11 protein-coding genes are annotated in these 12,545 nt (G+C 59.2%); 4 read left to right on the forward strand and 7 right to left on the reverse strand.

All coding sequences use genetic code 11. The features are described from left to right. Positions 1–579 (forward strand): nitroreductase, encoded by a 579-nt coding sequence (locus ABJH13_RS10615; protein WP_348406186.1) that lies wholly within the window; start codon positions 1–3, stop codon positions 577–579. Next, complete coding sequence (locus ABJH13_RS10620) at positions 576–1,319, forward strand: EI24 domain-containing protein (RefSeq protein WP_348406187.1); 744 nt, start codon at positions 576–578, stop codon at positions 1,317–1,319. The genes ABJH13_RS10615 and ABJH13_RS10620 overlap by 4 nt, the downstream gene beginning before the upstream one ends. On the opposite strand, the gene ABJH13_RS10625 is transcribed toward ABJH13_RS10620, so the two are convergent. Next, positions 1,249–1,545, reverse strand: coding sequence for a DUF1467 family protein (locus tag ABJH13_RS10625; RefSeq protein ID WP_348406188.1), 297 nt, complete (start codon positions 1,543–1,545; stop codon positions 1,249–1,251). The two genes, ABJH13_RS10620 and ABJH13_RS10625, sit on opposite strands and share 71 nt — an antisense overlap. Positions 1,546–1,564: 19 nt before the next feature. Continuing rightward, positions 1,565–1,969 carry a methylmalonyl-CoA epimerase gene (mce, locus tag ABJH13_RS10630; protein ID WP_348406189.1) on the reverse strand — a complete coding sequence of 135 codons (405 nt, stop codon included), beginning with the start codon at positions 1,967–1,969 and terminating at the stop codon, positions 1,565–1,567. 146 nt (positions 1,970–2,115) lie between these two features. Between mce and ABJH13_RS10635 the strand changes: the two genes are divergently transcribed. Next, positions 2,116–2,835 (forward strand): response regulator, encoded by a 720-nt coding sequence (locus ABJH13_RS10635; RefSeq protein ID WP_348406190.1) that lies wholly within the window; start codon positions 2,116–2,118, stop codon positions 2,833–2,835. Positions 2,836–3,011: 176 nt separating this feature from the next. Here ABJH13_RS10635 and aspS read toward each other — a convergent pair whose 3' ends face one another. From aspS to ABJH13_RS10660, 5 genes are all read right to left on the reverse strand, one after another. Further along, the gene (aspS, locus tag ABJH13_RS10640) at positions 3,012–4,787 is read right to left on the reverse strand and encodes an aspartate--tRNA ligase (protein ID WP_348406191.1); all 1,776 of its coding nucleotides are present in this window, start codon (positions 4,785–4,787) and stop codon (positions 3,012–3,014) included. A gap of 159 nt (positions 4,788–4,946) precedes the next feature. Continuing rightward, positions 4,947–5,624: a GntR family transcriptional regulator gene (locus tag ABJH13_RS10645; protein WP_348406192.1), complete on the reverse strand. Its 678-nt coding sequence runs from the start codon at positions 5,622–5,624 to the stop codon at positions 4,947–4,949. A gap of 103 nt (positions 5,625–5,727) precedes the next feature. Further along, on the reverse strand, positions 5,728–7,143 hold the full coding sequence (locus tag ABJH13_RS10650; protein WP_348406193.1) for a tetratricopeptide repeat protein: 1,416 nt from the start codon (positions 7,141–7,143) through the stop codon (positions 5,728–5,730). Positions 7,144–7,263: 120 nt separating this feature from the next. Further along, positions 7,264–8,478: a 3-sulfinopropanoyl-CoA desulfinase gene (gene acdA / locus ABJH13_RS10655; RefSeq protein WP_348406194.1), complete on the reverse strand. Its 1,215-nt coding sequence runs from the start codon at positions 8,476–8,478 to the stop codon at positions 7,264–7,266. 92 nt (positions 8,479–8,570) lie between these two features. After that, on the reverse strand, positions 8,571–9,419 hold the full coding sequence (locus tag ABJH13_RS10660; protein WP_348406195.1) for a LysR family transcriptional regulator: 849 nt from the start codon (positions 9,417–9,419) through the stop codon (positions 8,571–8,573). A gap of 255 nt (positions 9,420–9,674) precedes the next feature. Here ABJH13_RS10660 and ABJH13_RS10665 point away from each other — a divergent pair, with 255 nt between their 5' ends. Beyond that, positions 9,675–12,545: a monovalent cation/H+ antiporter subunit A gene (locus tag ABJH13_RS10665; RefSeq protein ID WP_348406196.1), complete on the forward strand. Its 2,871-nt coding sequence runs from the start codon at positions 9,675–9,677 to the stop codon at positions 12,543–12,545.

Below are 12,545 nucleotides of genomic sequence, written 5' to 3' on the forward strand. Positions count from 1 at the left end.
ATGCCCACGCCAAACCCCGCAGCCTTCGACTTTCTAAGTACACGGCGGTCACGCCCGGCCAAAACACTATCCACACCGGTGCCCACGGCAGATCAGTTGCGCCCGTTGCTGACCGCCGCGGCTCGCACGCCCGACCATGGCAAACTAGAACCTTGGCGGTTCATCGTCATCGAAAAACCCGCCATGCCCCGGCTGGCCGATCACGCGCAGGCGCGGGGCGAAGCGTTGGGGCTGGACGCCGAACACATCGCCAAAGGTCGCGGGCAGTTTGACCAAGGTCATCTGGCCGTTGCCGTGATCGAGGTGCAAAAACCGTCGCCCAAAATCCCTGCGCTAGAACAAACCTACGCGGCAGGCTGCGTCTGCCTTGCCTTGTTGAATGCGGCCCTCGCGGCGGGTTGGGGGGCGAATTGGCTTAGTGGATGGCCCAGCCACGACCGCAACTTCATGCAAGACGCGTTGGGTCTGGCCGACCACGAACGCATCGCAGGGTTCATACATATCGGAACCGAAACCTCTGCCCCACCCGACCGGCCGCGCCCGGATCTGGACAGCATCACCACCTGGCTACGCACGTGATCCTAACTGCGTTTTTCGCGGCGTTAGGGCAGATGACAGACCCACGGTTTGTGCGGGTGCTGCTGCTGGGGGTCGGGTTGTCGGTGGTGTTGCTGGTGGCGGCCTCTGCGGGAGTTGTGTGGGTACTGGGCGGGTGGATCGGGCCGCAGACGATCCTGCCCTTCATTGGGGGCGTCACGTGGGTCGATGATGCGGTTGGTTGGGGCGCGGTTGTGCTGTTGGCTGTGCTGTCAACGTTTCTGATGGTGCCGGTGGCCTCTGCGATCACGTCGATGTTTCTCGACACGGTGGCGGACGCCGTCGAAGACACCCACTACCCTGACCTACCCGCAGCCACCCCCACACCGCTCGGCGAGGCGCTGCGTGATACGGTTAGCTTTCTGGGCGTGTTGATCGCGGCAAACGCGCTGGCCGTGGTGGTTTACCTGCTGCTGATCCTCACCGTGGTCTTTGCAGCGGCGGCCCCCTTTGTGTTCTGGGGGTTAAACGGGTTTCTGCTGGGTCGTGAATATTTCACACTGGCCGCCACCCGGCGGGTTGGTCGGGCACAGGCCAAGGTTCTGCGGTCGCGTCACGCGCTGACAATCTGGATCGCGGGGGTGTTGATGGCGATCCCCCTGACCGTCCCCCTGCTCAATCTGGTGATCCCAATACTAGGAGCCGCGACCTTTACCCATTTGTTCCATCTGTTGGCGCCACAACCGCCCCGCGGCCAAACCAGTCCAGATCCCGCACGGTGATCACCTCAAACTGAATGATCCCCGCAATGACGACCCATAACACGACGCTGACGCCTGTGGTGATCCACGCCTTTTTGCGCAGGTTGTGAACCTCAGGCGCGCCTGCGTGGGTGCCGGGCAAGATGTCGTCCAAATCTCCTTGGGTTTGCACACGAATGGGCAGGACGACAAGAAATGTCATCGCCCAGATCACCGCAAAAAGTACCAGAGCTGATGTGATCCCCATTGGGGTCCTCCTGCGTCAATTAAACCTGTTCAAGCTCGACAAGACAGCCGTTGAAATCTTTGGGGTGCAAAAACAACACCGGCTTTCCGTGCGCCCCTATTTTTGGCGCCCCCGTGCCAAGCACCCGCGCACCGGTGTCTAACAAATGATCGCGCGCGGCCAAGATATCGTCCACCTCGTAGCACACGTGATGGATGCCGCCCGCCGGGTTCTTATCCAGAAACCCCTGTATCGGGCTGTTGTCCCCCAAAGGATACAGCAGTTCGATTTTGGTGTTAGGCAATTCGATGAAAACAACCGTCACACCGTGGTCGGGTTCGTCCTGCGCGGGGCCCACCTTGGCGCCAAGCGCGGTACGGTATTGATCTGCCGCGGCCTCTAGATCCGGCACGGCAATGGCAACGTGGTTAAGACGACCGATCATAGAGTTCGCTCCCGCATGTTCGCCCGGTTATGCTGTGGCATGCACGTCAATGCAAGAGACGCAGCGTCGCAGTACGCTCCTAATTAACGTGGTGTTAGCCATATGTGCGTCATGGTGAATCAACCCCGATTCACCCAGGAGCCATCATGGACAAAACAGACCCCTTTGCAGCGACGGTGCCGACACCCACCGCGTCACGCCCTCTGCTGGGATTGACGGTTCTGGTGATCGAAGACAGCCGTTTTGCCTGCGAAGCAATGCGGTTGTTGTGCCTGCGCAGCGGCGCGCGGATCAGGCGGGCAGATTGCTTGCGCTCCGCACGGCGTCACTTGCAAGTGTACCGCCCCTCTGTGGTGATTGTAGATCTTGGTCTGCCGGACGGCAGCGGCGTCGATCTGATCGCAGAACTGACCCAGACGGAACCACGTGTAGACGTGGTATTGGCCACGTCCGGCGACACCAACGGCGAAGCATTGGCCGTTGCCGCCGGTGCCGATGGGTTCTTGGAAAAACCGATCAACTCGTTGGCGGTCTTCCAACAATCGGTCCTATCGAATTTGCCGCCAGACCGGCAACCCAGCGGCTTGCGCGAATTGCCAGATGAGATCATTCACCCAGACAGGATGGCCTTTCAAGATGACATGGCGCATATCGCCGACGTTCTCGAAGACCCGGCCGATGACCGTTCCCTCGACTATGTCGCGCAATTTCTCGGTGGCGTCGCACGATCTGCGCAGGATGGCACCTTGGAACAGGCCGCCGAAGCTCTCGCCAAAAAGCGGGCTACGGGCGATTGCGCAGAACCCGAAAGAGCCGTCATTGCAGGGCTTATCCAAGAACGGTTGATGCAAAAGCTGGCGATCTAAAGGATCGTCGGCCCCAACAGGGGCGGTGCCGTCGCTATCGCCGCCTGATCACGGGTTTGGACAGCGCGAATTCTAGCCACACGCATCCATTTGCTGCTTGGCGCTGAACGCCAAGCCCGCCATCTTGAGAATTCGATGCGGACAGCAGCACAACAGGCCCCATCCGCACCACCAGATCAATCTTGCGGAATAACCCGCAGACCCAGATCCATCAGCTGGTCGCTTGTCGGATCAGAGGGCGCCGCCATCATCAAATCTTCGGCGCGCTGGTTCATCGGGAACAAAATAACCTCGCGGATGTTTTGTTCTTCGGCCAACAGCATCACGATACGGTCGATCCCAGCAGCACACCCGCCGTGTGGAGGCGCACCGTATTGGAACGCATTGACCATGCCACCGAACCGCTTGCGCACTTCATCTTCGCCATAGCCTGCGATCTCAAACGCCTTGAACATGATCTCAGGTTTGTGGTTTCGGATCGCGCCAGACACCAACTCGTACCCGTTACACGCCAGATCATATTGATACCCAAGCACCTCAAGCGGGTCACCTTCCAACGCGCTCATCCCGCCTTGTGGCATTGAAAACGGGTTATGTTCAAAATCGATCCGGCCGCTTTCTTCGTCCTTTTCGTAAATCGGGAAGTCCACGATCCACGCAAAGGCAAACCGGTTTTCATCCGTCAGCCCTAATTCTGCACCAATCACATTGCGCGCCTTGCCCGCGATCGTCTCGAAAGCTTTGGGTTTGCCGCCCAAGAAGAACGCCGCATCACCGACCCCCAGATCCAACTGTTGGCGAAGCGCCTCGGTCCGTTCGGGGCCGATATTTTTGGCCAATGGTCCGGCAGCTTCCATCCCGTTGCCCTGATCGCGCCAGAAAATATAGCCCATACCCGGCAGGCCTTCTTTCTGGGCAAAGGCGTTCATCCGGTCACAAAACTTGCGGCTGCCGCCTTTGGGGGCCGGAATGGCGCGGATTTCCGTGCCTTCTTGCTCCAGCAATTTAGCAAAGATCGCAAACCCGGATCCGGCAAAATGCTCGGACACGACCTGCATTTTGATCGGGTTGCGCAGGTCAGGTTTGTCCGACCCATACCACAGCGCCGCGTCTTTATACGAAATCTGCGGCCAGTCCTGATCGACCGTACGGCCGCCACCAAATTCTTCGAAAATACCAGTCAGCACGGGCTGTAACGTGTCAAACACGTCTTGCTGTTCCACAAAGGACATCTCGATGTCGAGCTGGTAAAAATCCGTCGGTGACCGATCAGCGCGCGGGTCTTCATCGCGGAAACATGGCGCGATCTGAAAGTACTTGTCGAAACCCGACACCATCAACAGCTGTTTGAACTGCTGGGGCGCTTGGGGCAGCGCATAGAATTTGCCGGGGTGCAAACGGGACGGCACCAAAAAGTCCCGCGCGCCCTCGGGGCTGGATGCGGTGATGATCGGTGTCTGATATTCGCGGAACTCACGATCCCACATGCGCCGCCGGATCGACGACACAACGTCAGACCGCAGCACCATATTCGCCTGCATCTTTTCGCGGCGCAGATCCAGATAACGGTACCGCAGACGGGTTTCTTCGGGGTATTCCTGATCGCCGAACACCTGCAACGGCAGCTCAGCCGCATCGCCCAACACTTCGATCTCGCGCACAAACACCTCGATGGCGCCGGTGGGCAGCTTGGGGTTCACCAAGGACGCATCCCGCGCCTTGACCTCACCGTCAATGCGGACACACCATTCGGCCCGCACCTTTTCCACACCGGAAAATGCGGCGCTGTCGGGGTCGCACAGAACCTGCGTCACACCGTAGTGGTCGCGCAGATCGATGAACAAAATCCCACCGTGGTCGCGCACACGATGAACCCATCCAGACAGGCGAACGGTATCGCCTACATTCTCTGCTGTCAGGTCGGCGCAGGTATGGCTGCGATATGCGTGCATGGGCGGAATCCTCAGGGGTCAATTTCGCGCCAGATACACCGTTTGGGCGCGGGGAAGTCAAGCCATCAGACCCGCTTGGTGCCCCCTAGACGGCCGCAATCGTCATTATCCCGGCGGATCGGCGCAAATTTACCGAACCCGCAAGCCCAAAGCCGTGCGTCACAGCGCGCGCAATCGGTGCCGTTCCAACAGATCCACCAGCATTTCACGTGACTGTTGCCGGTGCGCCCGATGCGCTGCACGTGCCATATCGGCGTCCCCTTGGGCGATGGCCTGGTAAACCCGGCGGTGGGCCTCGTTGGATTTCAGCGGAAGCGGCCGCATATAAAGCGTCGTGGTGCGGGCCCGCCGCACCTGATCGCGCATCATGCTCACGATCATTTCAAGCCGCTTGTTTTGGCCCAACACCACCAGTTCCATATGGAACCGGTCATCCGCGGCCGCCCAGTCATCCAGATTGCCCTCGCTCAGCGCCTGTTCCATATCTTCGATGGCGGTCTGGAGCGCGCGCAGATCATCCACGCCGTAGTTCTTTTGCGCGGCGTGTTCGGCGGACAGGCTTTCGAGTTCGGTCAACACGTCGTAGATTTCGCGCATGTCTGTCGGCGACACCGGCAAAATGCGCACCCCCTTACGCGGTTTCAGTTCCAGCAACCCCTGCCCTTCAAGCAACAAGACAGCCTCTCGCACGGGTGTGCGGGACATGTCCAACAGGCTGGCCAGTTCTGTTTCCAGATGGCTGGACCCAGCCGCAAGCTGCCCCGAAAAGATCATATCACGCAACTGGTGCAGCGCGCGTTGCGCATTCGACTGGGGTTTGGGGGTCGTTTCGGTCACGTCCGTTCCAGTATTCGGGCCGGCGAATATCGCCGCCCACCACAAATGATCAGGCCTCAAACACGGCCCGTTTGCAAGCTGTCTGGCGAAAACCCGGTGAGGGTCACGCCGCGATCAAAGATTCCGCTTTGGCCGTTGCACGATCCGCGCGCCCATGCTGGCCAAGCCCTTTGAACGCACGCGCCACAGCCCGCCAGTTTTGTGCCGATGTCGGCTTCATCCCGGTGCGTTCATTGGCCAATGCCAGCGCCAGATCAAATTGCCGGGCGCGCAAAGCGGCCTCTAGCAGGGTCCAACCGATGATATCTCGTTGGGCGTAGCTGCCCCCAAGACGGTGCGTCATGTAGCGCACCGGCAACAGGCGTTCCACACAGCCTTTGTAATCTTCGGCATTGAACGCCTGCATCGCCAGACAAAACGGTAGTCCGATCTCGCGCGTCATGGCGGCATTGGCATCAGACGCTTTTTCCAAATACCGTTCGTTCGCCGACAGCAACGCCTTTTGCGCATCCACGCGGTCGTCCGAGACAAAGGCCAGCATCGCATGCACATCGTTGAACGCATACAGCGTATCTTGCGCGGCGGGCTCCCATTTGTTTGCCAAATGGGTCCAACGGTCGCCGCCTTCCTGCCCCACAAGGTTCATCCGCCACAACAGCGCAGCCGCATCAAGCTCTTCGTATTTGTGCCCGTCTTTATTGCGCGAATCTAGGTTGGTATCGAAGATCTTGTAGACGTCATCATATTGTTCCAGATCAAGATGATAGAGCCCCGTGTGCCACCACAAATGGTTGGCAAAATTAGACGTCCCCCATTGGCCCACTTGGTCGCGCATAAACTGGATACCGTCGGCTTGGCGGCCGCGCATTTCCATCACATGGCTAACGGTGTGAACCGCATATGGGTTGTCTGGCCGGATGGCCAACGCCTGCCGCGCCATATCTTCGGCACGGGCAAAATCGCGGTTTTCCTCAAGGCCGAACGAATAGAACCCCAACAGGAATTCATACCCCGGGATGCTCTCATCCCACAGGTTAAACACCCGCGCCACAACATCGCGCTGGCCGGGCACATCACCCAAAAGCACCATCGTGTAGTGGATCAATTCCAACGCCAACAAGTCCATCGGGTACCGCGTCAGCACGGCCTCCCACTTTTGAACCGCGCCAAAAAAGTTGCCCCCGACCCATGCTTTGATGGCTTCGTAATGCCCGCGTTCGCGGTCGTTGCAGCCGGGCAACAGCCGTTCTGCCTGCGCCAGACATTCGAGCATGGTGTCATAGACCCGTGTTTCCATGGCCTGTGTCAGCCACCCGGCCTTGAACAACCACCCCATGATAAAACCAGGATGGCTTGCCAAAACGGCGTCAATTTCGGCGATTGCATCACCACGAAACGACAAGGACATCTCAATCGACCGCTCCAGACCGTCAATTGCGGCGCGATCCCGGTAGGATACGGGCACACCTCTGACATCTGTAAAGGGGAGTGATGGGTTAAACGCGGTATCTGCACACATAAAAACAATCCTTTGCGCGGCGTCACACAGAGACTCTGCCTATAATAGGGAATCACTCTAGGATCGATAGCATCACGAAAATTCTATCGAGCCGTAAATTTTGCAACTGATCCGGTGTTTTTACAGATATCCTCCGCGTGTTTGGGGTGTTTTCATATCCAACACATGCCCCGCGATCAGGTTGCGCAGCATTTGTGCCGTCCCACCGCCAATCGTGAACATGCGCGCATCACGCACGATGCGTTCTATCGGCGCGTTGCGTGAATATCCGGCGGCGCCATGCAGCTGCAGCGCGTCATTGGTCACCTTGACCGCCATTTCAGACGCAAAAACCTTAGCTTTGGCCGCCAACATCAGGTCTGGAAACCCCGATGGCAGCATTTCGGCGCTTTTGGCGGCGCGCCAAATCAACATACGTGCGGCGTCAATTTGCGTTGCCATGTCGGCTAACATCCATTGCAGGCCCTGAAATTCGGCAATCGGGCGGCCGAATTGTTCGCGGGTTTTGACATGCGCGCAGGCCAGTTCAAACGCCGCTTGCGCCAAGCCCAACGCCACAGTCGCCGCACCCACGCGTTGTGCGTTATAGGCGTTCATCAGCCCGGAAAACCCGTGCTTGATGCCTTCGGGGGGTGTTATCAAACGGTCTTCTGGTAGCCGCAGGTCATTGAAATGCAATGTGGTTTCGGGAATGCCGCGCAATCCCATCGTCGGTTCGCGCGCATCAACGGTCAGGCCCGCGTCCCCCCGAAACGCCAAAAATCCGCCGATGCCTTTGAACACGCCATCTTCGACCACCCGCGCAAAGATCAGATGAACCTGAGACACACCGCCGCCTGTGATCCAATGTTTGGTGCCATTGATCACCCAGTCGTCCCCATCACGGGTCGCGGTTGTCGTCATCTCGGTGGCGGCGCTGCCGGCGTCGGGTTCGGTGATGCAAATGGCGGGTTTATCACCGGCCAGCACATGCTGCGCCACCATTTTGCGCTGCGCGTCGGTCCCGTAGGCCAATACCGCGCCCAACGCGCCCATATTGCCTTCAACCGCGATGCGCCCAGACACGCCGCAACACCGCGCAAATTCTTCTACCACAAGCACAATTTCAAAACAGCTACGCCCTGGGCCACCCAGATCAGCGGGGACGGACATGCCCATAAAACCACCTGCGGTCATCTGGGACACAACCGCATGGGGGTACTGTTCGCTTTGGTCAGTGTGGGCCGCCGCCGGGCGCGCGACCGTTTCGGCCATGTGTCGGGCGCGGGCTTTTAGGTCGGCATGGTCGTCCGACAAAAAGAAGCCGGTGTCGTGAAATTGGGGCTGATCGAACATATGAGACCTCCGGCGTATCAGAGGCTCTTATATAGAATTGAGTGGATTTACGATAATGAGTTAATATCGCAGTTTACGTGAGCTATTCTCACCTAAAGCACATTCAGAACCGCCTGTACCAACGGATCGTCAGGCACATCAGCGACCATCAAAGCGCCGACATCCCGCACGCAGGGCGGATCCCCCACCGGCACGGCGCGCAACCGCGGGCCAAACCCAACGCTGCCACGACACACTGGCACGATAGATACCCCCAGACCTTCGCGCACCATCGCCTCGATAGCCGCCAACGAATCGATCTCCATGGTGGCCTGCACTGAAATGCCCAGCGCTTTTAGGTCTGCTTCGATCACGCCGCCTGCCCAGGTTGTTCGGTTAAACCAGATGAACGGATGGTCCGACAGTAACGTGGCCGCGTCGCCCAAAAGGTCGCTGGGGGCGATCACCACCAAGGGTTCGTGCGCGATGTGATGCCACCTTAACCCCGCGACCGGATGCGGCGGCTTGGTGCAAATCGAGATGTCCAACGCCCCCTGCACCAACTGATCCGCCAACTGCCCCGAACTGCCGCTGTGCACGTCAATCACCAGATCCGGGTGGTCGTCGCGCAGCCGGGCCAGCGCGGGCGGCAAAAAGCTACCCAACACGGTCGGCACAGCCCCCACGCGCAAACGCCCGCGAATGGTTTGCCCCGTGATCATGGCCGGTGTCGCATCAAACAACGTGACCACTTTGCGCGCGTGTTCGGCCAGGGCGTGCGCCTTGGGGGTCGGCGTCGGCGGGCGCATATTGCGGTCAAACAGAACCACACCAAGATCGCGTTCCAGCGCCTTGATCTGCAGGCTCACGGCGGAATGTGACCGCCCCACCGCATCCCCCGCCGCCGCAAAAGACCCCGTGTCCATCACCGCAACCAGAATGCGCATCTGTTGGATATTCATACGCTAACCCATGTTGTTCGGCCCTGCGCGGGGCGCGGGCACCCGAACCAGCACCCTAGGATATGGGGCCGCATCGGTCCATATTTGGCATCAAGATCAACACCCAACGCCCCCGCACCACCGTGTTTTATCGGCGGAAACAGAACAAAAACACACAAATCGCCCCTCAGCATAGATTTTTGACGGTTTCGCTTGAGAATTCCCACGTTTGGCACAACTATTAACTAACCTTTGACTTAATCACTAGGAGCCCGTGTGTCCCTCTTTCTGATCGTCGCACTGCCCTTCTTTGGCGCATTGCTCCCCGGGCTGATGAATTCCGCAGGCAGGCAGGCCTGCGCGGGCATCACATTCACCGTATCCTTGGCCGCATTCATCGGGTTGCTGACCAATCTACCCTCCGTTCTTGCGGGTGAACTGGTCACCGCGCGGATCGATTGGATCCCGTCATTGGGGTTGAATTTCACGCTGATGCTGGACGGGCTTGGGTTTTTCTTTGCCCTGCTGATCTTGGGGATCGGCCTGTTGATCATCGCATACGGCCGCGCCTATCTGTCGCGCGACGATAACATGGGCGAATTTTTCACCTATCTGTTGCTGTTCCAAGGCGCGATGGTCGGCATCGTCATGAGCGACAACGTACTGCTTTTGCTGGTGTTCTGGGAGCTCACCTCGCTCTCGTCCTTCCTGTTGATCGGGTATTGGAAACACCTGCCCGAAGGCCGCCAAGGCGCGCGCATGGCGTTGACCGTGACGGGCATGGGCGGTCTTGCGATGATCGGTGGCATGCTGATTTTGGGTCAGATCGTCGGCAGCTACGACCTGAGCGTGATCCTCAAGAACCGCGACCTCATCCAAGCGTCACCGCTGTATTTACCCGCGCTTTTGCTTATCTTGCTGGGGTGCTTCACCAAATCGGCGCAGTTCCCCTTCCACTTTTGGCTGCCCCACGCGATGGCCGCCCCCACCCCTGTCTCGGCGTATCTGCATTCGGCGACCATGGTCAAAGCTGGTATTTTCCTGATGGCGCGCATGTGGCCTGTCCTGTCGGGCACCCCCGAATGGTTCATGATCGTCACCACCGCCGGGCTAATCACGATGGTGCTGGGCGCAGTGATTGCGCTGTTCAAACACGACCTCAAGGCGCTGCTGGCGTTCTCAACCGTCAGCCATCTGGGGCTGATCACCATGTTGCTGGGCACCGGCACCGCCTTTGGTGCGATGGCGGCTATGTTCCATATTCTCAACCACGCAACCTTTAAGGCGGCGCTGTTTATGTCCGCCGGGATCATTGATCACGAAACGCACACCCGCGATATTCGGCGCCTGGGTGGGCTGCGGCACCTGATGCCGATCACCTTTACCATTGCCACCCTTGCGGCGCTATCTATGGCCGGTATCCCACTGCTCAATGGGTTCCTGTCCAAGGAAATGATGCTCGAAGAGGCCCACCATACGGTGATGTTCGGGTCGCATTGGTTGGTGCCTGCCTTGGCCACGTTTGGGTCGCTGTTTTCGGCCGCATATTGCTTCCGATTGATCGGGCATACGTTTTTGGGCCCCGTGCGCGACGACTATCCCGCCAAACCGCATGACCCAAGCGCGGGCATGTGGCTGCCCCCGGCAATATTGGTCGTGCTGGTGGTCGTGATCGGGATTGCGCCGTTCCTTGCGGAACCGTTCATCAAACTGGTCACCGCATCGGTGCTGGGCGACACAGCCGAGGTCCCGACAGCACACTTCAAGATCTGGCATGGGCTGGTGCCTGCGCTCTTTATGTCTATTGCCGCGGTGGTGGGCGGGCTGTTCATGCTGGCGATCTTCAAACCCACGTTGCGGATCTGGGATGCGCTGCCCCGGCCCGAAGCCAAACCCATCTTTGAGGCGCTCATATCGGCCTGCGTCACGGCGGCAGAACGCCTTATTCACGGGCTGCACAATGGTGCCTTTTCACGGTACGCCGCGATCATGGTCGTGTCGGTTTTGGGCGCGGGATATTACGCGTGGTCCACGGGCACCACCGGCGCGACCACGCGCATAATGCAAGACATAACGCCCGTGGCCGTCGCCGGGTGGATCATGCTGGTGGCTGCAACGCTGGGCATGGTGTTTTTGCACCGCAACCGGTTGATGGCCCTGATCATGATAGGGGTTGTCGGGCTTATGGTATCCGTCGGGTTCGTGTTCTTTAGCGCCCCCGATTTGGCCATGACCCAGATCACCGTTGAGGTCGTAACGATCATCTTGCTGCTGCTGGCGCTGAACTTCCTGCCCAGCCAAACCCCGGTCGAAAGCACCGTGATGCGCCGCACCCGCGACACTGCGATTGCGGTCGCAGGGGGGCTGGCCGCAATGGCGATGGCGTGGCATTTCATGATGCGCGACGCGATCACCACACCGATTTCCGAATTCCATCTGGCCAATGCCTACAAGGGCGGCGGCGGCACCAATGTGGTCAACGTGATCCTCGTAGACTTCCGTGGGTTTGACACCTACGGCGAAATCATCGTTCTGGGTATCGCCGCGCTGCTGATCTACGCGCTGACCGAAACATTGCTGTCCGGGCCGGTGCGCGCGCGGCTGCTGAACCGCACCCCCAACCGCCCCCGCGCCGGCGTCAGACACCCCGCGATGATGGTGGTCCTGACCCGCGTGATTATGCCGGTGGTCTTGCTGGTGGGGTTCTACATCTTTCTGCGCGGCCACAACGAACCGGGCGGTGGCTTTATCGCCGGTCTGATTGTGTCAATCGGGGTGGTGATGCAATACATGGCCAGCGGCTTTAGCTGGGCCTCGGCGCGGTTGCGCTATCCGTACCACGGGGTCATCGGCGCGGGCGTCTTGATCGCTGGGTTCACAGGGATCGGGTCTTGGTTTGTCAGCAAACCGTTCCTGACCTCTGATTTCACCTATGTGCGCATCCCTCCCTTCGACAAATTTGAACTCGCCACGGCGGCCCTGTTTGACCTAGGCGTGTTCCTCGCCGTGGTTGGCGCGGTCATGTTGTCGCTGGAAAGTTTCTCGCGGCTCGCACGGCGGGCGCACGACAAGGATACCGAACACCCGATGGATATTGACCCGTCTCGCGACGATACCCTGCCCCCTCCAACCACGGAGGGCGTGTGA

It is taken from the genome of Roseobacter sp. (assembly GCF_039970775.1).
Lineage (GTDB): Bacteria > Pseudomonadota > Alphaproteobacteria > Rhodobacterales > Rhodobacteraceae > Roseobacter.